We start from the raw sequence: 23,592 nt of genomic DNA, 5'->3' as shown, positions 1-23,592 counted from the left end.
AACGCATGCTCCCTCTCATGGCGGCCCTGGGCCTGGCCACCGCCATGGCCGTGAGCGCCCAGCCGGGACCAGGCGGGCGGACGGACATCATCCAGATGACGCCCCAGGACGACGTCATCACCCTGCGCTGGTCGGACACCGAGGAGCGCCTGGTGGGCACCTTGCGCCCGGCGCCCCCGCGCAAGGGCGAGCCGTTCAAGCTCGCCCTGGACGTGGGCAGCTTCGAGGGCGCGCCCTTCGAGGGGCCCCTCATCCTCACGCTGCGGCCCGGGGGCACCTCCGGCGGGGAGACCCGCACCGTCAAGCGCCAGGGCCGTCACTGGGAGGCCACCTTCACCCCCGAGCAGGAGGGGCCCTACCAGCTCGACGTGTTCTTCCAGACCACGCGCAACAAGTCCCTGCACGGCGCGTTCGACGTGGCCTCCGCCCGGATTCCCCGCCAGTGGGCCTGGGGGTTGTTGATCGTCGGGGCGCTCGCCCTGGTCGGCTACACCGTGTTCACCCTCCTCAAGGGAAACCGGGCCGACGCGGCCCCCCCTCCCCCACCGACCGGCCCTGTCCCCGAGTCCATGTCCGGACCCACCGCCGAGCCGCCCGCCGAGCCGCCCGCCGAGCCCGTCGGGGCCCCCGTCGTGCCTCCGACGGCTCCCGTGGCACCGGCGCCTCCCGCGGCCGCCGAGCCCGCCGCGACCCCGGCCGAGCCCGCGGCCCCGCCGACGCCCGACCCCCCCCGCGACCCGTAATCTTCGCCCACGCCGCCCGTAATTTTCACAGCCGCGCCGCCCCCGTGACGCGGGAGGCGATGGCGCCCGGGGCCCTCCGAGGGCCTTGCGCCGACCACTGCCCAACAGAAAACCCCCTTCTCTGTCGCCCCGCGGACGGTGGGTGGCGGTAGGCACTCTCGTTGCACGGCACACCTCCCACGGCGGGTGGGAGGCGGACATGAGCGCGGGGCATTGGAGTTCGATCGGGAGGGGGGGCCTCGTCGCCTCACTGCTGTGGGGGAGTCTCCCGGCAGGGGCGGATGAGCTGCCCCCGCCCCTGGAAGCCCCCCGGCAGGAGAAGCCCCTCACCGGCAGTGGTCTGGAGCCGCCCCAGGCGGGAGGCCCCGCCCGTCAGCCCGTGTCCGAGGGCGGTGAGGGTGTGCTGCCGGACAAGAAGGGCTTCCAGGTGCGCCCCTTCGGCCGCGTCTACGCGCGCATGCGGGCCGACGAGCGCGACGACTTCGCGCGCTCGCTCTCCATCCCCTCCGCGCGCGTGGGCCTCGCCGCGTCGCTGTCGCACGTGGACGCCGAGGTGACGGCGGACCTGTCCAGCAAGTCGATGCTCAAGGACGCCTTCCTGCGCATCGCCTCCGACTCCAAGCAGCTGCGGCTCTATGGCGGCCAGTTCAAGGCGCCCTTCCTCCAGCGCGAGCTGGACTCCTCCTGGGCCCTGCCCGTGGTGCGGCGCGGCCTGCTGGCCGACTACCTGGAGGACACGCACAAGCTGGGCGGCCGGCGCCTGGGGCTCATGGGCGAGGTGAACGTCAAGCAGGCCTGGCGGCTGCGCGTGTCGGGCGGCGTCTTCGAGGGCGCCAAGGACGCGAGCGGCACGCGCCTGGGCGAGGACGCGTCGCTGCGCGTGACGGTGCGCCCCTTCAAGCGCCTCACCCTGGGCGCGAGCAGCTACCTCACCGAGGTCTTCTCCGGCACGCGCCACCACGCGCTGGCCGCCAACGCGGCGTGGCGCCTGGGCGGCCTGGAGCTGTCGGGCGAGCTCGTCAACGGCCGCATCGCGCCCGGCCCCTTCCGGGGGGGCATGGCACTGGCCAGTTATGTGCTGCCGGTGGGCCTGGAGGGCTGGGCGCTGCAGCCGCTGGCGGGCGCCGAGCTGCTTCAGCTCACCGGGCCCCTGCGGGCCCGGGGCTATGCACTGGTGGGGGGCGTCAACATCCTCTACTCGCAGCACTTCAAGGCCCAGTTCCAGGCCGAGCACGCGCTGAGGCCCGGAGATGAGCTCGCGGGACTCGAATTCTCAATGCAGCTGGCCACCCGCTTCTAGCGGACAAGGAGGAAAGACACATGATCCAGTTCGCGGAAGGGGACGTCACCAAGTTGCGCCGGGAGTTCAAGCTCATCCTCGGCCAGGACGCGGCGCTCGCGCTGTGCACGCGGCTGTCGGGCTCCATCGACACCCCGCCTCCCGCGCCCACGCGCATCACCTCGGTGTACTTCGACAAGCCGGGCTATCCGCTCACGCTGCGCTCGCTGCGCACGCCCATGGACTGCCTCAAGGTGCGCACCAAGGAGTACGCGCCGGACGTGGGGGCCTCGGGCCAGGAGCGCGTGGTGCTGGAGGTCAAGCGCGAGCGCAACGGCGTCACCCAGAAGCGCCGGGTGTGGGTGCCGCGCGCGGAGCTGGGCCAGGTGCTGCGCGGCGGCGCGCGCCTGCTGCCGCTCATCGCCGGGGGCAGCCTCATGCCGGTGCTGGCGGTGACCTATCAGCGGCACGTGTACCAGTGCTCCCAGTCCTGGCGCGTGACGGTGGACCGCGAGGTCGGCTTCCACCGGGTGACGAGCGCGCTGGCGCTCGGGCAGACGACCTTGAGCGCGGAGCGGTTGGGCGCGCCGCTCGTGCGGGACGAGCGGGTGGTGGTGGAAGTGAAGCACCTGGGGGAGGAGCTGCCCGAGTGGCTCGCGGCACTCAACCCGGGGCGCAAACCGGCGTACAGCAAGTTCGCCGAGGGGATGGCGAGGATTCACGACTTCGTCGCGGATCGGCTCGCGGAGGGATAGGCACCGTGTTCATCGACTTCGAAGGCATTGACGGCAGCGGAAAGACGACCTTGTCCAACCTCCTCGCGGCGCGGCTCGGCCGGCTGGGCTACAAGGTCGCCCATGCGCGCGAGGGCGGCGAGCTGGCCTCGCCCATCGCCCGGCGCATCCGCGATCTCACGCGCGACTCCACCCTCTTGGAGATGGGCGCGCGCACCGAGTTCTTCCTCAACCTGGCGCGCGACGCGCAGCAGCTCGAGGAGATCATCGCCCCGTCGCTCGCGCGCGGCGAGGTGTGCATCAGCGACCGCTACCTCTACTCCCAGCTCGCCCTGACCGGGGGCGGGCGCGGCCTGCCACCCGACGCCCTCGAGGCGCCGTGTGAGCTGGCCTCCCAGGGCGTGTGGCCGGACCTGGTCATCCTCGTGGACGTGGAGCCGGAGCTCGCCCGGCTGCGCAAGCGCCTGGGCAAGAGCCAGTCCGGACGCGCCGCGGACTCCGACAGCCGCAAGGGCCTGGCGGGCGCGGGGCTCGCCGTGCGCATGCGCGAGACCTTCCGCGCCATGGCCCAGCGCGACCCCTCGCGCTGGATCATCCTGGAGAACAACGACGTGCCCCTGCACGTGCTGGAGCAGCGGCTGGTGGACGCGGTGGTGGCCCGGCTCCAGGGCCGCGAGGCCGTGCCCCTCCTCCAGGCGCCCCGCCGCGCGACGAACGTGCCGGAGAGCCTGGACGCCGTGGAGGAGCACTTCCTCCGGGCGCTGGACGAGGTGGAGACGCGCGAGCCCCAGCTCGCCACGTGGCTGCTCGGCGGCGTGCCCGGTCTCTCCGCGCACCAGCGGCGGCTGGCCTGTGTGGAGCGCTTCCCGGGCCTCACGGTGCGCGGCCTCGTTGGCCTGGAGGACGAGCCGGCCTGGGCCCTGCGCGAGATGCTCACGGAGGTGGTGCCCCGGGACGTGGCCCAGAGCCTGGGCGCCTCGCCCGCGCCCCAGGCCATGGCCCTGCGCGATCGGCTGAGCACCGAGGCGCCCGCGGAGGTGCTCGCGGGCCTCAAGCGCAACGACTCGGCCCAGGCCTGGTCCCTGCGCGAGTGGGGCCTGCGCGAGGGGCACCTGACCCACGTGCTGTGTGGCCTCGCGGGCCTGGAGGACGAGACGGCCTGGGGCGTGCGGGAGCTCGGCCTCAAGCGGGGCCTGTTCTCGGACGTGGCGCGCAGCCTCGCGGGCCTGGGCTCGGAGCGCGCGGACGCGCTGCGCCAGGAGCTCTTGGGCCGGGCGCGGCTGGCGGTGCTGCGCAGCACGGATGGCCTGGACACCCCGTTCGCCCGCGAGCTGCGCTTCGCGCTGGAGAACAAGGCGCGCAAGGTGGTGCTGCGCTCCATCACCGGGCTGGACACGGAGGAGGCCTGGGTGCTGCGCGAGCGTGGCGCCCCGCTCACCAAGGAGGCCCTGGACTCGGTGGACGGCATGGACGACGCGCGCGCCTGGCGGCTGCGCGAGAGCTTCGTGGACCGCTGGCCGTCCACGGTGGTGTCGTCGCTGCGCGGGCTGCCCCTCACCGAGCGTGTGGAAACGCTCGTCCTGGGTGCCCTGGAGCGGACAGGCAGCCGTCTGCCGGTGCTCCACAAGGCCTATCACCTCGTCGCCGCGGCGCACACTGCTACACTGCCGCGTGAACGCCCGGCGCCGAGAGCCCTCGACGGCGACGTCGCCCGGCCCCCGCTCTGACACATACGAGGTCGTCCACAATGGAGTCTTTCTTCACGGATATCGGTCAGGACATGGCCTCCGGCGTCTCGCTGCGAGACGCCGGCATGATGGTGCCGCGGCTGGTGGCCGCGGTGCTGCTGGGCACGGTGCTGTCGCTGCGTCCGTGGAGACTGCTCTCCGGACGCCCCCTGCCCAAGGCGGACATGGTGCAGGCGCAGATCCTCCTGTGCACCGCGGCGGCCGTCATCACCGCGGTCATCGGCAACAGCATGGCCAAGGCCTTTGGCCTCGTGGGCCTGGGCGGCTTCGTGCGCTTCCGCTCGGGACTCAAGGATCCGCGCGACGCCGCCATCCTCTTCCTCGTCATCGGCCTGGGCATGGCGTGCGGCCACGGCAGCCTGGGCCTGGCGGGCGTGGGCACCCTCTTCGTCGGCCTGCTGCTGTGGGTGCTCGAGCTGTTCGAGAAGAAGGACAAGGAGGCCTCGGCGAGCGAGCCGCGGCCGCGCATGCTCGTGTCGGCGCAGGCCGATGACCTGGTGGGCGCCGAGGAGTGGCTGCGCAAGACGCTGGGCGAGCGCAACGTGATGGTGCGCGCGTGCGCCATGGACTTCGACGGGCGGCGCGTGGAGCTGGAAGTGGAGGAGAAGGAGCCGGGTGTGCTCGCGTCGGCGCTGGCTGGCGCCTCGGGCGGACCCGTGCGCGGCTTGCGGTGGATGGAGATGCCCGCCCGCAAGGGCGGCAAGGAGGAACGCGGATGAAACGCTGGAGCTGGACCGCGCTGGTGGCGGCGGGGTGTCTGGTGGGGTGCGGTATCGGCGGCAGTCTTCCTGGCGCGGGGGGGGAAACCTCCGTCACCAATCCGGACGGGAGCGTCACCCTGCCGGACATTCCCTCGGAGGGGGACTCGGGCAAGCCCTCCACCCCCGAGGCCTTCACCACGCTGTGGCCCCTCACGAAGGGCTCCACGTGGACCTACCGCATCACCGACCCCTCCAAGGGCGTCTTCGAGAAGCGGGTGGAGATCCTCGGCGAGCAGGGCATCCCGGACACGACCATGACGGGCACCGCCGTGCTCAGCACCCAGCCCAACAAGGAGGAGATGTCCTGGCAGGTGGAGCGCAACGGCACCGTGCTGCGCCTGCGCGAGGAGGATCGCAAGCAGGGCAAGCTCGAGCAGGTGAAGACCTGGAACCCGGCGACCATCAAGTCCCTCGCCCGCGAGCAGACCCAGGGCTGGAGCTACACCTCCAACATCCGCGAGCTCACGTACACCACCGTGGACAAGACGAGCGAGGACAAGGAGAAGAGCTACGTGTGGAGCGTGACGGCGGTGAACCAGACCATCACCACGCCCGCCGGCACCTTCACCAACGCCGTGCGCGTGGAGCGCAAGCGCGGCGACAAGCTCAAGCCCGACGACGACCGCGTCTACTGGCTGGTGCCCGGCATCGGCAAGGTGCGCGAGGAAGGCGAGCGGCTCGAGGAGCTCGTCGCCCATGACGTGAAGAAGCCGTAGGGCGCCGGCGCCTTTCCGACGCCACTCCGGAGCCCCTTCGGCGCGGGCGGCGCGTCCGCTAGAACGGATGCGCCGCTCACGACCCGAATCCCGGACAACCAGTGAGTCGGGAAATACATCTCAAGAATTCCGGGTGAGGACCGAAAAGGCCGTCAAGAATTCAGCCGAAAAGGACCGGGGGCATCTGTCGGCTGACCGGCATTTGGGTTCTAGAATTCACTCTGGCGAAACTTTGCCGTCGCGAAGCCACCAGAGAGAGAGCCCCCTACGTGAGAAGGTTGTTCACACAATTGTCGAGTCTGGCGTTGGTGCTGACCGGCACTGGCGCCGCTGCCCGTCCCCTGCCGAACTACGAGGCGATCCAGGACGTCAAGCCCATGTTCCGCACGGGCGCGGGCTTCCAGCCGGCGGCGGGGATGAACCCGCGCGTCGCGCACATGGACGAGCGCCGCGGTCAGCCCAGCTTCGTTTGGGTCCACAAGGGTGACGCCACGCCCCAGCGCGCGCAGTTCACGCGCATGGCGCCCGAGAAGGCCGCGCTCGCGCAGCTCGAGGAGCACGCGCCGCTCTACGGCCTGCGGTCCTTCCAGAACACGGGCGCGAAGGTCACGTCCGTGAGCCGCAACACCCAGGGCGTCACGGTGGTCACCCTGGCGCAGGACGTGGACGGCGTGGAGGTGTTCCGCCAGTCCCTCAAGTTGCTGCTCAACGCGCACAACGAGCTGGTGGCCATCTCCGGCGCGCTGTCCCCCCACGTGTCGAGCACCACCTCCGCCGCGCGCACCCGCTTCTCGCTGGACGCGGCCTCGGCCATCGCCCGGGCCTACGAGGATCTGACGGGCCAGGCGCTGGACGCGAGCCTGCTCACCGCCATGGGCCGCGCCCAGGCGGACGACGGTCTCTACACCCACTACCAGCTCGCCTCCTACGCGCGGCCGCTGGCCGAGGGGCTGATCGTCCCGGCGCGCGCCCGGCGCGTGCTCTACCCGATGCCCGACGCGCTGGTGCCGGCCTACTACCTGGAGCTGAACACCGGCAGCATGAAGTCCACGGAGTCGGACTACTACGCCTACGTGGTGTCCGCGGTGGACGGCCAGCTGCTCTCGCGCATCAACCTCACGGCGCACGCGGACTTCTCCTACCGCGCCTGGGCGGACACCACGCCGCCCTACACGCCCAAGGACGGTCCCTCGGGCAACAGCTCCACGCCCCACCCCACGGGCGTTCCGGGCACCTACACCGCGCCCGGCTTCGAGCCGCGCTCGCTCATCACCCTGCAGAACATCCCCTTCAGCCGCAATGATCCCTGGCTGCCGGCCGGCGCCGTGGAGACCACGGGCAACAACGTGGACGCCTACGCGGACCTGAGCGAGCCGGACGGCTTCAACGCGGGCGACCTGCGCCCCGGTGTCACCGCGCCGGGCGTGTTCGACTTCTCGTTCGACGCCACGATCCAGCCCTCGGCCAACGCGACGCAGATCGCCGCGGCCACCACGCAGCTGTTCTTCGTCAACAACTGGCTGCACGACTGGTTCTACGACTCGGGCTTCGACGAGGCGTCGGGCAACGCGCAGAGCAGCAACTTCGGCCGGGGCGGTCGGGAGAAGGATCCCATCGCCGCCCAGGCGCAGGACTACAGCGGCCGCAACAACGCCAACATGTCCACGCCGGCCGACGGTGCGTCGCCGCGCATGCAGATGTACCTCTTCGACGGGCGCCAGAACGCCAAGCTCACGGCGCACGCGCCGGCGAGCGTCGCGGGGGACTACACCGTGGGCGTGGCGGGCGCGTTCGGCCCCCAGGTGTTCGACACCACGGGTGACGTGGTCGTCGCCCAGGACGACACGGCGCCGGCCTCGGACGGCTGCACGCCGCTCGTCAATGGCGCGGAGGTGACGGGGAAGATCGCCCTCATCGACCGTGGCAGCTGCGACTTCACGATCAAGGTGACGAACGCGCAGAACGCGGGCGCCATCGGCGTCATCATCGCGGACAACGTGGCGGGCCCCGCGGTGGGCCTGGGTGGCGCGTCCACCACCATCACCATCCCCACGCTGCGCATCACGCTGGCGGACGGCAACAAGCTGCGCGCCACCATCCCCGGCCTGTCGGTGAGCCTCAAGCGCGCCGCGGTGCTCGACCTGGATGGCACGGTGGACAACGCCATCGTGGCGCACGAGTGGGGCCACTACATCAGCAACCGGCTCGTGCAGAACTCCGCCGGTCTGACGAACAACCAGGGCCGCTCCATGGGCGAGGGCTGGGGTGACTTCCACTCCCTGCTGATGGTCGTGCGCGCGGAGGACATCAACGTCGCGACCAACGCCAACTGGAGCGGTGTCTACGGCATGGCCGAGTACGCCACGCGCGGCTCGTCCCAGGACAGCACCTACTTCGGCATCCGCCGCGTCGGCTACTCGACGGACATGACGAAGAACGCGCTCACCTTCCGGCACATCGCCAACGGCCAGGCGCTGCCCACCACGGCGCCCATCGTCGTCAACAGCAACGCCAACTCCCAGTTCCACAACTCGGGTGAGATCTGGGCCACCATGCTGTGGGAGTGCTACGCGTCGCTCTTGCGTGCCCATCCGTTCGCGGACGCCCAGGCGCGCATGAAGAGCTACCTGGTCAACGGCTACAAGATGACGCCCGCGGCCCCCACCTACCTGGAGGCGCGTGACGCGGTCATCGCCTCCGCCTACGCGAACGATCCCGCGGACGGCGAGCGGCTGTGGCGCGCGTTCGCCAAGCGCGGCGCCGGCGTGGGCGCCGTGGCCCCGGACCGCCTCTCCACGACCCACGTGGGCGTGGTGGAGAGCTACGCGGTGGGCGCGGACCTGGCCATCGTCTCGATCTCGCTCGCGGACGACGTGGACGCCACCTCGTGCGACCACGACGGCATCCTCGACAACGGCGAGACGGGCCGCCTGCGCATCGTCGTGCGCAACTCCGGCTCCCAGCCCGCCACGCGCGCCTCGGCCACGGTGTTCTCCGGCAGCAAGGGCGTGACCGTGGGCAACGGCGGCACGGTGGCCATCCCCACCATCCCGGTGGGCGGCACGGCCGAGGCCTTCATCCCGGTGTCGCTCAACGGCGCCTCGACCGCCCAGCGCCTGGACTTCTCCGTCGCCGCGCGTGACGAGCAGCAGGCCATCCCGGGCGACCGCACGGCCAGCCTGGCCACCCGCGGCAACTACAACGAGTCGCCCGCGAGCAGCGCCAAGGAGACGGTGGACGCCCAGACGCCGCCGTGGACCTTCGAGAACGATCCCACGCTGAGCGCCTCGAACTTCCGCGTGGTGCGTCCGGCCGCGGACCTCAACGGCTACTTCTTCGGGCCGAACGAGGGCGCGCCGACCGACCTGCGCCTCATCACCCCCGCGCTCAACGTGGGCACCGCCGCCTTCACCGTCACCTTCCGTCACGCCTACGACTTCGAGCAGGACACCACGGTCACCCCGGCGGACTACTACGACGGCGCCGTCATCGAGCTGACCCAGGACGACGGCCAGACGTGGGTGGACATCGGCACCTCGCTGTACAAAGGCGCGCTGTACAACGACGACGCTTCCTACCCGAGCAACCGCAACCCCCTCAAGGGGCGCCAGGCCATCGTGGGCCAGAGCGCGGGCTTCCCCGCCCTCACCACCGCCACGCTCAACCTGGGCACCACCTACGCGGGCAAGACGGTGCGCATCCGCTTCCGCATCGGCACGGACAACGGCGCCGCGGCCAACGGCTGGCTGCTGGATGACCTCGACTTCGGTGGCCTCACCAACAAGCCCTTCACCACCCTGGTGGCCCAGCCCGCCTCGTGCGTGACCAGCCGTCCCCCGGTGGTGTCGGCCGGCGCCAACAAGACCGTGGACGAGCGCACCGCCGTGACGCTCACGGGCAGCGCCTACTCGCCCACCAACAAGCCCCTCACCTACGCCTGGACGCAGAAGTCCGGTCCCTCGGTGACGCTCTCGGGCGCCAACACCCTCACCGCGTCCTTCACCGCGCCCGACGTGGCGGCGGACACGGACCTGGTGTTCGAGCTCTCCGCGAGCGACGGCACCGCCTCGGCCACCAGCAGCGTCACCGTGCGCGTGCTGAACCTCAACCGCGCGCCCTCCGTCAACGCGGGCCTCGACGCCCTCGTCGATGAGCGCGCGGCCGTCACCCTCATGGGCTCGGCGAGCGACGAGGACGGCGACCCCCTCACCTACCGCTGGTTCCAGACGGCGGGCACGCCCGTGGCCCTGCGCGGCGCCACGTCGCTGAGCGCCTCGTTCACCGCCCCCGAGGTCTCCAGCTCCGAGACGCTCACCTTCACCCTGTGGGTGAGCGACGGCAAGACGAGCGCCACGGACTCCGTCAACGTGGTGGTCCAGAACGTCAACCGCGCGCCCGAGCTGCTGGTGCTCGACGTGACGGCGGACGAGCGCACCACGATCCACCTGGACGCCATCGGCTACGACACCGACGGCGACACGCTCTCCTACGCCTGGACGCAGAAGTCCGGTCCCACGGTGACGCTCGCCGGTCAGAACACCGCCCACGCCTCCTTCGAGGCCGGTGAGGTGTCCGCCGACACCGAGTTCACCTTCGAGGTGAGCGTGAACGACGGCACGGCGTCCGCCACCACCACGGTGAAGGTGCTCGTGCGCAACGTGAACCGCGCGCCCACGGCCGTCGCGGGTGACGGGGCCACGGTCAACTCCGGCGCCACGTTCCAGCTCAATGGCGGCGCCAGCTCGGATCCCGACGGCGATGCCCTGAGCTACGAGTGGACGCAGGTGGGTGGCCCCTGGGCCACGATCGAGGGGGCGAACACCGCCACCCCGAGCATCACCGCGCCCACGCTGACCGCGGACGCCGAGCTGCGCTTCAGCCTGGTGGTGAAGGACGGCTCGCTGTCGAGCGCCGCCTCCATCGTCTCCGTCACCGTCAAGGGCACTCCCCCGACGGGTGGCGGCTCCGGTGGTGACAAGGGTGGCTGCTCGGCCACTGGCGCGGGTGCCCCGATGAGCCTGCTCGGCCTCGGGTTGCTCGGCCTGCTGCGCCGCCGTCGCATGAACTGATGAACGCTCCGCCCCTCCCCACCGGACACTCCGGTGGGGAGGGGTGGAAGTCGCGGGGGGCCTCACGTAGAGCACGGCTCCGTGAAGACGCCCGCACCTGGTGACGCCCCCTCCCCTGTCCTGTCGGTCCAGTCGCTGCACAAGCGCTACGGGGACCGCTCCGCCGTGGATGGCCTGTCCTTCGAGGTGGGTCGGCGGGAGATCGTCGGGCTGCTCGGCGGCAACGGCGCGGGCAAGACGACCACCATCAACATGGTGCTCGGCATCCTCGAGCCCAGCGCGGGCACCATCCTCATCGAGGGCCTGGACCTGATGCGCCGGCGCACCCAGGCGCTCGCGCACACCAACTTCGCCGCCATCTACGCGCCCCTGCCCGGCAACCTCACCGTGCGGCAGAACCTGCGCGTCTTCGGGATGCTCTACGGCGTGAAGGGGCTCTCCGCGCGCATCGAGGAGCTGCTCGTGCGCTTCGACCTCGTGCGCTTCGGCGACACGAAGAGCGGCGTGCTGTCCTCGGGCGAGCAGACGCGGCTGACGCTGGCCAAGGCCATGCTCAACGAGCCCCGACTGCTGCTGCTCGACGAGCCCACCGCCTCGTTGGACCCGGCCACGGCGCGGGACATCCGCGCGCGCATCCGCGACTTCGCCTCCCAGGGCGAGGGCGGCGTGCTGTGGACGTCCCACAACATGTACGAGGTCGAGGAGGTGTGTGACCGGGTGCTCATCGTCTCGCGCGGCAAGCTGGTGCTGCAGGGAGACCCGCGGGCCCTGCCCGCCCAGTACGGCAAGGCGACCCTGGAGGAGCTGTTCATCGCCGTGGCGCGCGAGCCGGACGTGCTGGAGCAGGCGGAGGCGCGGTCATGAACCCCTCGCGCATCGCCTCCATCCTGCTGCGCCAGTTCTACCTGCTGCGCGGCAGCCCCGCGCGCATCCTGCCCCTGTTCATCTGGGTGGCCATCGACGTGACGCTCTGGGGCTTCATCACCCGCTACCTCGACAGCGTCGCCGCCTCGGGCATCCACTTCGCCACGTCGCTCCTGGGCGCGGTGCTGCTCTGGAACTTCCTCACCCGCGCCATGCAGGGGGTGACCATGGCGTTCTTCGAGGACGTCTGGTCACGCAACTTCCTCAACCTCTTCGCCACCCCGCTGCGCACCTCCGAGTACATCGCCGGACTGGTGCTCTCCAGCCTGGTGACGAGCAGCGTGGGGCTCACGGTGATGATCGGGGTGGCGGGGGCGGTGTTCGGCCTGTCGATCTTCACCTATGGCGTGTTGCTGTTGCCCTTCGTGCTGACGCTCTTCCTGTTCGGCATCGCGCTGGGTGTATTCGGCAGCGCGGTGGTGCTGCGGCTGGGGCCGGCGGCGGAGTGGCTCATCTGGCCCGTGCCCGCCATGGTGGCCCCCTTCGCGTGTGTCTTCTACCCGCGCACGGTGCTGCCCGAGTGGATGCAGTGGGTGTCGCGCCTGATGCCTCCCTCGTATGTCTTCGAGAGCATGCGGACGATCGTCTCCGGGGGGCCCTTGTCCGCGAGCGGGCTCGCCTGGGGCGTGGGGCTGGCCGTGGCGGCGCTGGTGCTCGCGTGCGTGTTCTTCACCCGCGTCTACCAGGAAGCCCGTGCGCTCGGGCCGCATCGCCCGCTACAGCGCCGAGAGCGTGAGCTGACCGGGGTTGTTCAGGGGCGCGAAGCGGCTTACAGCGGCCGCGTGCCCTCATCGATGCGGAAGCATTCGATCACGTCGTCCTCTTTGATGTCGTGATAGTTCTCGAGGGCGATGCCGCATTCCAGCCCCGTGGATACCTCGTGGACGGCGTCCTTGTATCGCCGGAGCGCCGACAGCTTGCCTGTCCATGTGACGACGCTGTCCCGGATGAGGCGGACATCCGCGGAGCGTTGGATGACCCCGGAGACAACAATGCAACCCGTCATGGTGCCGATCTTCGGGATTTGGAAGACCTGCTTGACCTCCGCCCTGCCCAGGATCGTCTCCCATTTCGGAGGAGGCCGCAGATCCGACAGGGCCTCCTTCATCCCTTCCACGAGATCGCCGAAGAGATGGTAGAGGCGGAGGTCGACGCCTTCGCGTTCCGCGGCCGCTTGCACGTCCCCGCTCGCGGAGACATTCAAGCCCAGCACCATGGCCCTGGACGCTACCGCCAGGGAGATGTCGGACTCGGAGATGTTCCCGACGCCGGTCTGAACGATGCGAATGCCCACTTCGTCCGTGTTGAGTTCGCCGAGGGCGCTGGCGAGCAACTCCTCCGATTCCCGCGCGTCCACCCGGATGACGAGCGGCAATTGCAGGCGGTCCGCGGCAGCTTTCAAGTCGTGTGTCATGTCGGCGAGCGTACTCCCTCCAGGCAGGTGCGGGGGAGGACCGTCGCCCCGCGCGCGACTTCATGCGGACGGTGTCGGTGGCCGCGCTACGCTCTGGCCCCCTTCACCGGAAGGCACCCGTGGCGTACGTGTCGAATACGATGCGAAGGCACTGTGGATGGGTGATGCTCCTATTGCTGGCGGTCCTCTCGGGTTGCTCGGCGAAGGCCACGGGAAGACCCCGTGCGCGGACGGATGAGGCTCGCGTCACTCCTCCGAGCGGTGGACTGGTCTACTTTCGGAAGCTGCCGCACGGGCCGACCGACCTCTGGATCCAGTCGCTCGACGGCAAGACACATCACCCGCTGACGTCCAGTGGAAGGGTGGTCCTGCTCCCACGCAATGGCTTCATGCCGGGCCCCTGGGGGGGCGCGGCCATTTCGCCAGAGGGGCGGCGGGTGGCTTATGCCGAGTTCGAGGTGGAGGACGCGTCCTCTCCCTCCACGTCACGCGGCCCGGTGGGGGGATGGACGGCCCTGTTCGTCGTCAACGCCGACGGGACGGCTCGCCGCAAGGTGGTGGACCTGCGGCAGCAGCCCCTGCCCGAGGGCAAGGTCCGGGCAGGCAGCTTCATCTGGTCCGATGACGGACGTAACCTTGTCTATGTCCTCAAGGCGCCCTCCACGAAGGACGACGGGTGGAGTTGCCCCCACGTGACCCTCCAGTCCGTTGACGTGGAGTCTGGCCGCGTGACGCCTCTGTCCGAGGCGCAACCCCTGAGTCATGTCACGTTGCTGGGCTGGGCCGTGGCACGTGGAGAGGTCTCGCTCTATGGGGCGTGCACCCCACTGCCCGAGGTGGATAGCGGTATCACCTACCCCATTCCGGAGGGCCGCTTCATCGTGTTCCGACCAGGTGATGGGACGTCGTGGCAGCAGCGCGCCCTGGCGCCCTCGCTCTCTCCTCGTGGGACGCTCGTCTTCATCCCCTCGAGGCCGCGCTCCCAAGCGCCTCCCTCGCTCCAGCGGTTGGAATCCCCCGAGCCCACCCGGGAGATTCCCCTGGAACTGCCCGCCAGGTATGAGGCGCGCCTGGCCTGGCTGCACCACTCCCCCACCGCGCTCGTCAGTGCCAGCCCCGGCGCGTGGCCTCCTGGCGAGTGCGACGGCGCCCATCCTCGGCAGCGGATTTTGTTCCGGCTAGACGCCGAAACGGGCCTGCTCCATCGAGTGCGGGACGAGGCCAGCGGGTTGAACGTCGTGGCCGTCAGTCCCGATGACAGGTACGTCCTCGTCGGCCTCCTCACGGGCGAGTCTTCCGTGATCTTCATTTGTGGGCAAGTACCGCTCGAGGCGCTCTACCTCGTGTCCCGCGAAGACCTCGAGAGTGAGCTGTCCCTCGACGCGCTTCGGCGCCGTGCAGTCCCGCTCACCCCGCCTCGTCAATGGAGCTCCTCGGGGGCTTTTCCCGAGTACGTGGGCTGGGTGCGGTGACTCGGCTCGGCATTCGCCGAGCCCACGATGAGCCTGAGGAAACACACTGTGGCACGGGACATGGGTCCGTCAGGCTTTCACCCGTGGTATGAGGCCAGCCAAACCCCGAGGGCCTCTCGCATGCGTCTCGCCGTACCGTTGTGTCTGTTGTTGACCGCCTGTGCCTCGCTGCCGCCCCGGGGGCAGCTCGCCATGCGGGACGTGCAATTCCCCGTGAGGGATCTGCGCTACGCGTCGGGCCTGCGCATCCTCGTGGAGCAGGACAGCCGCAGGCCCGTGGTCGCGATCGTGACCCTGGTGGGCAGCGGCGGCGCGGGGGATCCCAAGGGCAAGGAGGGCCTGGCGCACCTGGTGGAGCACCTCACCTTCCGCGCCCATGCCGAGCAGCGGCCCAGTCGCTGGGGCCAGTTGGAGGCCGCCGGCGCGGGACGGCTCAATGCCTATACGTCGTTCGACACCACGGTCTACCACGAGGTGGCTCCCCGCGAGTCGCTCGGAGATCTGCTGCGCCTGGAGGGGGAGCGCTTGAGCCAGCCGCTCCAGGGCGTCAGCCCGGAGACCTTCGCGGTGGAGCGCGAGGTGGTGCGCAACGAATTGCGCGAGCGCAACGAGACCCGCTTCATCGGGCAGGTTTTCTCGGCCATCCAGCACGCGTCCTTCCCCGGAGAGCACCCCTACTCCCGGCCCATCGTGGGCACCCACGCGAGCCTCACGGCGCTCACCCTCGCGGATGCCCAGGCCTTCACGCGCGCCCACTACCGGCCCGAGAACACGACGATGGTGATCGTGGGGGACGTGGACCCCACCACCATCGACCAGCTCATCGCCCAGCACGTCCCCGCGCGGCTGCTCGGCGAGGGCCTCCTGGACATCACCCCCGACAAGCGGCTGCCGGACGAGCCGCCCGCCGTGCCCCTCAATCCGAGCACGGAGATCGTGGAGCTCGAGGCCGCCGTGCCCTCGCCCGAGCTGTACCTGGGCTGGACGCTGCCCCGGGGCTACGACGACGCGAGCTACATGCACGACTTCCTCGAGGGCGTCGCGCCCTCCGTGCTCTCGCGGGCGATCCGGGAGGATGGCGACATCGCGGGACTGGCCTCCTATGTCATTCCCGGACGGCACGCCTCGCTCTTCGTGGTGCGGGTGATCCTCAACAGCGGCGAGCATCCGGAGAAGTCCACGGAGCGCGTCCTCAACCAGTTGCAGAACCTGTGGGACGGGCAGATCGCGTCCCGCAACGGGCTCGACTACCGGATGTTCGTGCTCACGGGTCTGGCGCTCCAGGCCGAGGACGTCATGTCACGCGCCGTGAGCCGCGCGGAGCGGACGCACTTCTCGCTGGATGCGCGGGCCTTCTCCCGCTCGCTGGCCGCCACGGCCAAGGTGGACTCCACCCGCATCTCCCGCTTCGCCTACGACTACCTGCGGCGCGAGCGCGCCCGCGTGGTCCGGGTGCGGCCCCTCAAGGGCGCCGCCGCGACCGCGAACGCGACCGGACCCGTGGCCCCGCTGTCCGTCGACGAGGACGTGCGCGGACAGGCGCCGCTCACGCCCATGCCCTCCGTGTCCGCCTTCCGGACCGCGCGGTTGGACAATGGGTTGGAGGTGGTGATCGGGTCCACGCCCGGCCTGCCCCTGGCCACCGTGCACGTGCGGATGCATGGAGGCACCGCGACGAGCGAGCCCCTCGGTGTGGGCCTGCTGGGTGATGCCCTCGTCTCCCCCGACTCCTTCCTCCAGGGCCACGCGTCCGACTTCGGCCTGCACTCGCGCTCCACGGTGGACACCGATCACACCACCTTCGGCTTCTCGGGGGCCGCGGGCAATCTGCCCAACATGCTCGCCATGACGGCCGAGCAGCTCTCGTGGATGGAGACCGAGAATGACTATGTCGTGAGCTTCCAGGATCTCTTCCTGCCCTACCTCGAGAAGTTCGAGGCGAGCGCCGAGTCCCGGGCCACGCGTGCCTTCCGGGCCGCGCTGCATCCCCAGCACCCGTATGGCCGGACCGCGCTCGCGGCCGACCTGCGCAAGCTGGACAAGGGGGACATCGACGACTGGATCGCGCGCACCTACCGGCCCGCCAACGCGGTGGTGGTCATCGTGGGGGAGCTGGACCTGGACGCGACGGAGAAGCAGGTGCGCACGTGGCTGTCGGACTGGAAGGGCAAGGCGGGGGCGCCCCTCCAGGTGCCCCCGTCCGAGGCGGGCCCGGCGCGGCGCGTCCAGTTCGTGCGGACCCACAGCCCGGGCGCGACCCAGGCGTCCATCTTCTGGGGCTGTCCGCTGCCGTCCGCGGACCCCGCGGCCGAGGCCCGCTACGACGTGATGGCGGACCTGGTGGGCAAGCGTCTCTACCAGCGGGTGCGCGCCGCGCTGGGCGCCAGCTACGGCATGCACGGGCGCGGCCTCATCCACGAGGGCGGCGCCGCCCATCTGGAGGTCCAGGGCTCCGTGGAGAACGCCCAGGTGGTGCCCGCCCTGCTGGCCGTGCGCCAGACGTTGGGTGAGCTGTCGCGGGGCGAGTGGAAGCCCGTGGAGCTCGAGGCCGCGCGCCGCCGGGTGAACCAGGAGTACGCCCTCGCCATGGGCACCTCCTCCGCCCTGGCCTCGGCGGTGGCCCGCCTGCGGGGGCACGGCTGGGCCCTGGGCGAGCTGGAGAACTACGCCCAGCACCTGGCCGCCATCACCCCCGAGACGCTCCAGCGTGACTTCCAGTCCTGCGCCGAGCACCTCGTGGTGTCGCTGCTGGGCGAGGAGAAGGTCCTCCAGGAGGCCCACGCGGCGTGGATCCTCGCGGAGTCCACGCCAGCGCCCTGAGCCACCGCGCGCTACTTCATGCGCACGGTGACGGTGTCGGTGGCCGCGGTGTACGTGAGGAAGCCCTTCTGGAACTCACTCTCGCGGCCCCCGGTGACGGCGTACTCGTCGGACACCGGGTAGCCCAGGGTGCTCTTCTCCCAGCCCAGCGCGGCCCACTTCTCGCGGATGCGGCCGTGCACCTCCCAGGCTCCCGTGGTGGGCGTCCAGTAGATGCTGCCCTCGATGGCGCCCTTCTTGAAGTGGTTGTAGCGGCCCACTCCGTCCGGCGTCTTCTGCTCGCCGGTGATGGGGTAGCCCAGCGCGCTCGTCTCCCAGCCCAGCGCCTCCCACTTGGCGCGGATGAGGCCGTGCACCTCCCAGGCGCCCGTGGCCTGGGTCCAGTAGATGCTGCCCTTCTGGAAGTGGTTGAAGCGGCCCACCCCGTCCGGCGTCGGCTTCTCGCCGCTGATGGGGTAGCCGAGCACGCCCTTCTCCCAGTCCAGCGCCTCCCAGCGGTTGCGGATGTTGCCGTACACCTCCCAGGCGCCCGTGTCCGGCGTCCAGTAGATGCTGCCGTTCTGGAAGTGGTTGAAGCGGCCCACCCCGTCCGGCGTCGTCAGCTCGCTCGTCATGCAGCCACCGAGCACGCCCCCGGCGCCGCCGAGTTGGTTGTAGCGCGTGAGGATGGCGCCGCCCACGGAGCAGCCCGCGCCGCAGTGCGCGTTGGCCCGGTTGAGGTAGTCCGTCCAGGGCCAGTTGGCGCCCGGGTCCGTGCGGTTGTAGGGCTGCAGCTGGCCATGGCCCACGATGTGGTAGCGATCGCGGGGAATCTTGTGGTCGCGCGTGATGTCGCACAGCAGCCGGGCCGAGGCGTCGATCTGCCCCACCGGCCAGTTCTTCGTCGAGGCGTAGCCGCCGTGCTCGATGCCGATGGTGAAGTCGTTCGCGCTCCGGCCGTTGAGGCCACACTCCTGATTGCCATTGTTGGAGCACTGGTAGGTGGCGCCGATGTGCCAGCCCCGGCTGCTCTCGCGCACCAGCTGGCTGATCTCCCCACCGTCCTCGCGGACGACGTAGTGCGCGCTCACCTCGGAGCTGGGGTTGGTGAGCCAGCTCCAGCACCCCGCGTAGCTGCTCTCACAGGTGTGGATGATGACCATGCGCACGCCGATGGGCCGGGCGTTGTAGTTGGGCGACGCGCGCCACACGGAGGCCGGGTAGTCCGGACCGGCGGCGAACGTCCGCACCCGGCCGCCCGTGTCCGGCTCCGCGGCCAGGCTCTGTCCGGTCGCGTCCCACTCCCGGGAGAGCGTGCCCAGGCCCAGGCGCAGCGAGCGGAAGAGCTCGTCCTGCACGAAGGCGCGCCGGCCCGCCGCGTCCGCGATGCCCGACACGGCTTCCAGCGCGGGGGCCCACTGGCTCGCGTGCGAGCGGTCCACCCGGAGCGCGTCCGCGTGGTGCGACAGCAGCGCCGCCGCCGCGCGGATGTTGGCGCGCGCGTCGCCCTGGGCCTCGGCCACGGAGACGTCGGCCAGCCGCGCGCCCTCCTCGAGCAGCGGTCCTCCGAGCGCCATCACGCCAAAGAGCGCCGGACGGCCCTCGAACTCCTGGGCGCCTTGCACCATCTCGTAGCGCGTCTGGACGAAGGCGAGGCCCTTGAGCAGCGCGGGCGGCACGTTGAACTCGCTTCCCGCCTCCCGGAAGAGCACATCGAGCGACGCGTCCTCCCGCGCAGCCTCCTCCGAGCGAGGCCCCTGCACCGCCTCGGTGGAGACCTCGGGCCCTGGCTGCTCGTTCGCGCCGCACGCCAGCGCCAGTGAAGCGCCGAGTACCACCCACCCCGACTTGATCCGCATCGCGTCCTCCCCTCGTGTCCATGGTGGGAATGTCGAGACATCCCCGTATGCATGGAACTACCGGTAAAGCGCGCGAGGGGGCAAGTCGGGCAAGTGGCCCGGGCCGCATGACGCGATGGGTCTCAACCCCGGAGGAGCGCGGCGGGATCCACGTCGGCCAGGCGGGACACGACCACGGCGGCCCCGGCCTCCTTCAAGGTGTCCGTGTGGCCGGGCCACGAGTGCCCGCCCCCGGTGAAGCCGATGACCCGCATGCCGGCGGCGACCGCGCCCGCCACGCCGTGCTCGGAGTCCTCGATGACGACGGTGTCCTGGGGGGAAACGCCGAAGACGCGCGCGGCGTGCAGGTACACGTCCGGCGCGGGCTTGGAGCGGCCCACCTCGGGCGCGGAGAAGATGTGCGGCGCGAAGCGCTCCCAGAGGCCCGTGGCCCCCATGCTGATCTTCAGCCGACGGATGCTCGAGTTCGAGCAGACACAGCGCGGGCCAGTGAGCCGAGCGAGCAGCGGGTATACCCCGTCGATGGGCTTGACCGTCTCCAGGCGGCGGTCGATCTCCACGAGTGAGCGCTGCTTGTAGTCCGCGGGAAGAGGATGCCCGAGCTGCTCGGCCACCCGGCGCATGAGCTCCTCGTCGGTGAGCCCGGTGTAGCGCGAGATGACCTCGTGCCGGGTGATGGGCAGGCCCAAGCCGCTGAGCAGCTCGGCGTGCACGTCCGCCGCCAGGACCTCCGAGTCGATCAACACGCCGTCACAGTCGAAGATGATGAGCACCGCGGGATGCTCCCAGGACGGATGGGGCCCGTCCAGCGAAGGAAGACGGACCTGTCCGCCACGCGGACGGCGGGGGATACTCCCGGGCCGCATGTCGAACGCCCCCCTCTCCGCATCTCCTCCCGTGTCGGGCCTGGCCCAGCGGCTGGCGCCCTGGCTCGCCGCGCTCGGCGGCTTCGGGTGGTTCCTGTGGCTCGGCGGCGGGGCGGTGCTGCCCCCCACGCACCTGGACTGGATGATGCGCGAGGACTGGGCCGGCAACGTCTCCGGCTGGCTCTTCTTCCGCAACGCGCCCTGGGGACTGCCCCTGGGGGCCACGCCCAACCAGTTCTACCCGTATGGGACGTCGGTGGCGCTCACGGATGGCAACCCGTGGGCGGCCGTGCTGCTCAAGCCGTTCTCCTCCTGGCTCCCCGTGGACTTCCAGTACACCGGCGTGTGGTTCGCGCTGTGCTTCCTGGGGATGGGCTACTTCGGGGCGCGGGTGGTGGCGATCGTGTCCTCGCGGGCCGTGCTCCAGGTGCTCGGCGGCGTGCTGCTGGCGCTCTCGCCCGTCATCGTCGTGCGCTTCGTGCACCCGACCCTGTGCGCCCACTGGTTGCTCGTGGCGATGCTGTGGCTGCACCTGCGGGCGTATCCGGACCCCCGGGCCGCCTGGCGTGCCCTGGCGCTCGCCGCCTTGCTCAACGTCCTGAGTGCGGGCACCCACCCGTATTGGGTGGCGATGCTGTTGCCCCTCACCCTCGCCCTGGCGGTGCGGCTGGGCCTGGCGCACGCCCTCGGCTGGGGTCGCCTGGCCGCGGCGATGGGCGTCGTGCTCGGGTTGGATCTGCTCTGCTTCGCCCTCTTCGGCTACTTCGTGGGCACGGGGCTCGGGGCCGAGGGCTATGGTCAGTTCTCCTCGGACCTCACGACGCTGGTCAACCCCATGGGCTGGTCCCAGTGGCTCCAGGAGCAGCCAGTGCGGCCCCGGCAGTGGGAGGGCTTCGGGTACCTCGGCGCGGGAGGCCTGTGGCTGCTGTCCGTGGCGGGGTTGAGCCTCGTCGCGCACGGGGACACGGCGCGGCGGCTGCCGTGGCGCAGGGGTGGGCCCGCCCTGGGCGTCGTCGGGGTCATGGCCGTGTACGCGCTGTCCGACCACATCACCTGGCGGGGACGGCTCCTGGTGGACTTGAGCGCGCTCTCCGCGCCGGTCCAGCAGTACACGGCGGCCTTCCGCTCCTCCGGGCGCTTCATCTGGCCGCTGTACTACCTGCTGCTCGCTGGCGCGGTGGTGCTCGTCGTCCGGCTCTGGCGCGAGCGCCCCGCCGTGGCCGGGGTGGCCCTGGGCCTCGCGGTGGTGCTGCAGGCCGGGGAGTTGCGCGTCGAGCGCAGTGCCCTGCGCCAGCCCACGCACTTCCAACGGCTGAGCGCTCCCGAGTGGGCGGCCCTGCGGGGCACCTACCAGCACCTCTCGCTCTTTCCCACGCAGGCCCAGTGGGTGTGCCACTACGACGAGCCGCTGGTGAGCGCGCTGGTGTACCTGGCGTACCGCGAGGGGCTCACCTTCAACTCCGGCTATGCCTCGCGCACGCCCCCGGTGATCGCCGAGGACTGCCGCGCCTCCATGCGTCCTGGCGGCGTGGAGGCGCGCACGGTGTACGTGGTGATGCCGGATCGGCTCGAGGGCTTCCTCCGGGCCGGCGCGCGCTGTGGGGTGCTGGAGAACCTGTCGGTCTGCGTGGCGGGCGAGCGCACGGACGCGTTCGCCCAGGCCCTGGACCGGCAGCGCATCACCCTGTCCCCACCGCCCGCGGGCATCCCCTAGAGGTCCGTGCTCTCCAGGAACACGCGGCGCGTGCCATCGGGGATGATGGCATCCGTATAGGCATTGGTCTCGATGACGAAGATCCGATTGCCCCCGACGGCGAGCTTGGGACCCGTGGTGGGCCGGATGAACAGGGGCAACACGAGCCGGGTCTTCGGCCAGCGCATGAGTCCTCCGGTGCCGAACGACGTGTCCAGCGCGCCGTTGGCCAGGAAGCGCAGGAGGACGGGCTCGGCGCGCACGTCCGCGTAGACGAGGAAGCGGCCATCCGGCAGCACATGCAGGCCGCTCACGTCGATGACATCGAGCGCGTCCGCGGGCGCGGTGAGCTCCACCACCCCCGAGGTACCAAAACCGTTGTCCGGCTTTCCGTCCGCCGTGTAGGCGACGAGCCTGAGCACGCCGTGCTCCTTCCCACCCACCTTCACGTCCTGGCGCTCGCCGGCCAGGAGCAGGCCGCCCCCGGGACGCACGGCCACGGCATGGGCCCGGCCCCCGACATTGCGCGCCCGTCCGGACGAGCCGAAGGACAGGTCCTGGGCCCCGCTCGCCAGGATGCGCACCGCCGAGAAGTCGTCGCCTCCCGCCAGCACCACGCTCGTGCCCTGGAGCACCATGCCCTGCACGGACTCCATGTCGGTGTAGGCCCCGCCCACCCAGCTGCCCTTGGGGCTGCCACTCGAGGTGAAGGACGTGTCGAGCGTGCCATCCTCCTTGTAGCGCAGCAGCACGAAGTCATCGTCCGGGATGCTGCCGGACTTCGACAGGAAGCCGCCCACGTAGAAGCGCCCGTCCGCGAGCGGCAGCAGGCTGTGCGCCGTGCCTCGGAAGTCCGTGGAGTCCGTCTCGCCGAAGTGCACGCGCAGCCGGCCCGAGTTGTTGAAGCTGGTGTCCAGCTGGCCGTTGGGCAGCAGGCGCACGAGCGAGATGTCGCGCGCATCCCCGCCATCCCCCGCCCGCGCGAAGCCGGCCACGAGGATGCGGTCATCCGAGAGGATCGTCACGGTGTCCGCCTGATCGTTCTGCTCGCGCTCGCCGGACAGGGGTCCCTTCGCCGGCCCGCCGAAGTCGAGGACCACCGAGCCCGCCTCGCCGAACGTGTTGTCCACCGCGCCCGCGGGCGTGTAGCGGCGCACGAGCACGTCCACTCCCGACGTCGCGAGGTTCACATCGGTGGAGCCCACCACCACGAGTCCGAACTTGGAGAACGCGATCGCCCGGCCCTCCTCCCGCACGGGCGTCACGGGGGCCGGCGGGGTCGGCTTCTCGGGCGGCCCGTTGTCGACGGGCGGGTCCTCGCTACAACCCGGCACGCTCGCGCCGAGGAGCACCGCCGCCAGGACCGCGGCCAGCCGGTCTCCCCGCCAACGCGCGCGCTCCGGTGCTACCGACCCCACTTCACCGCGGGACTTCGATGTCGACAATCGCATGGGGACGCATGCTGTCCGCCCACCGCCCCAGGTGTCCATCGGACGAGGTACGCATGCGCCGCGG

General features: G+C 70.8%; 15 protein-coding genes and 1 pseudogene. 12 read left to right on the top strand and 4 right to left on the bottom strand.

Annotation, left to right across the window (positions count from 1 at the left end; all coding sequences use genetic code 11):
• Positions 1 to 5: 5 nt before the first annotated feature.
• From I3V78_RS15025 to I3V78_RS14985, 9 genes and pseudogenes are all read left to right on the top strand, one after another.
• Positions 6 to 743, top strand: a complete 738-nt coding sequence (locus I3V78_RS15025; RefSeq protein WP_204488472.1) for a hypothetical protein — start codon at positions 6 to 8, stop codon at positions 741 to 743.
• Positions 744 to 942: 199 nt separating this feature from the next.
• Positions 943 to 2,043 (top strand): porin family protein, encoded by a 1,101-nt coding sequence (locus I3V78_RS15020; protein WP_204488469.1) that lies wholly within the window; start codon positions 943 to 945, stop codon positions 2,041 to 2,043.
• Between the two features lie 20 nt (positions 2,044 to 2,063).
• The gene (locus tag I3V78_RS15015) at positions 2,064 to 2,777 is read left to right on the top strand and encodes a VTC domain-containing protein (RefSeq protein ID WP_204488467.1); all 714 of its coding nucleotides are present in this window, start codon (positions 2,064 to 2,066) and stop codon (positions 2,775 to 2,777) included.
• 5 nt (positions 2,778 to 2,782) lie between these two features.
• Complete coding sequence (tmk, locus tag I3V78_RS15010) at positions 2,783 to 4,483, top strand: dTMP kinase (protein WP_204488465.1); 1,701 nt, start codon at positions 2,783 to 2,785, stop codon at positions 4,481 to 4,483.
• A 20-nt stretch (positions 4,484 to 4,503) separates the two neighbouring features.
• On the top strand, positions 4,504 to 5,223 hold the full coding sequence (locus I3V78_RS15005; protein ID WP_204488462.1) for a DUF4956 domain-containing protein: 720 nt from the start codon (positions 4,504 to 4,506) through the stop codon (positions 5,221 to 5,223).
• On the top strand, positions 5,220 to 5,981 hold the full coding sequence (locus I3V78_RS15000) for a hypothetical protein (RefSeq protein WP_204488460.1): 762 nt from the start codon (positions 5,220 to 5,222) through the stop codon (positions 5,979 to 5,981). The genes I3V78_RS15005 and I3V78_RS15000 overlap by 4 nt, the downstream gene beginning before the upstream one ends.
• 269 nt (positions 5,982 to 6,250) lie before the next feature.
• Positions 6,251 to 11,050, top strand: coding sequence for a myxosortase-dependent M36 family metallopeptidase (locus I3V78_RS14995; RefSeq protein ID WP_338023584.1), 4,800 nt, complete (start codon positions 6,251 to 6,253; stop codon positions 11,048 to 11,050).
• 81 nt (positions 11,051 to 11,131) lie between these two features.
• Positions 11,132 to 11,914, top strand: a complete 783-nt coding sequence (locus I3V78_RS14990; RefSeq protein ID WP_204488449.1) for an ATP-binding cassette domain-containing protein — start codon at positions 11,132 to 11,134, stop codon at positions 11,912 to 11,914.
• Positions 11,911 to 12,715, top strand: a pseudogene (locus tag I3V78_RS14985) (ABC transporter permease). The gene I3V78_RS14990 and the pseudogene I3V78_RS14985 overlap by 4 nt, the downstream one beginning before the upstream one ends.
• A gap of 28 nt (positions 12,716 to 12,743) precedes the next feature.
• On the opposite strand, the gene I3V78_RS14980 reads toward I3V78_RS14985, so the two are convergent.
• Positions 12,744 to 13,388 carry a translation initiation factor IF-2 gene (locus I3V78_RS14980; RefSeq protein ID WP_204488447.1) on the bottom strand — a complete coding sequence of 215 codons (645 nt, stop codon included), beginning with the start codon at positions 13,386 to 13,388 and terminating at the stop codon, positions 12,744 to 12,746.
• Positions 13,389 to 13,825: 437 nt separating this feature from the next.
• On the opposite strand from I3V78_RS14980, the gene I3V78_RS14975 reads away from it, so the two are divergent.
• Both I3V78_RS14975 and I3V78_RS14970 read left to right on the top strand, forming a co-directional pair.
• Positions 13,826 to 14,860 carry a hypothetical protein gene (locus tag I3V78_RS14975; protein ID WP_204488445.1) on the top strand — a complete coding sequence of 345 codons (1,035 nt, stop codon included), beginning with the start codon at positions 13,826 to 13,828 and terminating at the stop codon, positions 14,858 to 14,860.
• 120 nt (positions 14,861 to 14,980) lie between these two features.
• Entirely contained in the window at positions 14,981 to 17,680 is a 2,700-nt protein-coding gene (locus I3V78_RS14970) for a M16 family metallopeptidase (RefSeq protein WP_204488443.1), read from the top strand.
• Positions 17,681 to 17,691: 11 nt separating this feature from the next.
• On the opposite strand, the gene I3V78_RS14965 is transcribed toward I3V78_RS14970, so the two are convergent.
• Entirely contained in the window at positions 17,692 to 19,518 is a 1,827-nt protein-coding gene (locus I3V78_RS14965; protein ID WP_204488441.1) for an N-acetylmuramoyl-L-alanine amidase, read from the bottom strand.
• Positions 19,519 to 19,640: 122 nt separating this feature from the next.
• Complete coding sequence (locus tag I3V78_RS14960; protein WP_338023583.1) at positions 19,641 to 20,291, bottom strand: HAD family hydrolase; 651 nt, start codon at positions 20,289 to 20,291, stop codon at positions 19,641 to 19,643.
• A gap of 91 nt (positions 20,292 to 20,382) precedes the next feature.
• Here I3V78_RS14960 and I3V78_RS14955 point away from each other — a divergent pair, with 91 nt between their 5' ends.
• Entirely contained in the window at positions 20,383 to 22,098 is a 1,716-nt protein-coding gene (locus I3V78_RS14955) for a DUF6311 domain-containing protein (protein ID WP_204488437.1), read from the top strand.
• On the opposite strand, the gene I3V78_RS14950 is transcribed toward I3V78_RS14955, so the two are convergent.
• Positions 22,095 to 23,495 (bottom strand): NHL repeat-containing protein, encoded by a 1,401-nt coding sequence (locus I3V78_RS14950; RefSeq protein ID WP_338023582.1) that lies wholly within the window; start codon positions 23,493 to 23,495, stop codon positions 22,095 to 22,097. The genes I3V78_RS14955 and I3V78_RS14950 overlap by 4 nt on opposite strands.
• Between the last annotated feature and the right edge of the window lie 97 nt (positions 23,496 to 23,592).

The organism is Archangium primigenium (assembly GCF_016904885.1).
Lineage (GTDB): Bacteria > Myxococcota > Myxococcia > Myxococcales > Myxococcaceae > Cystobacter > Cystobacter primigenius.
Note: the sequence above shows the minus strand (reverse complement) of the source record. Positions and strands in the feature narration are given on the sequence as shown.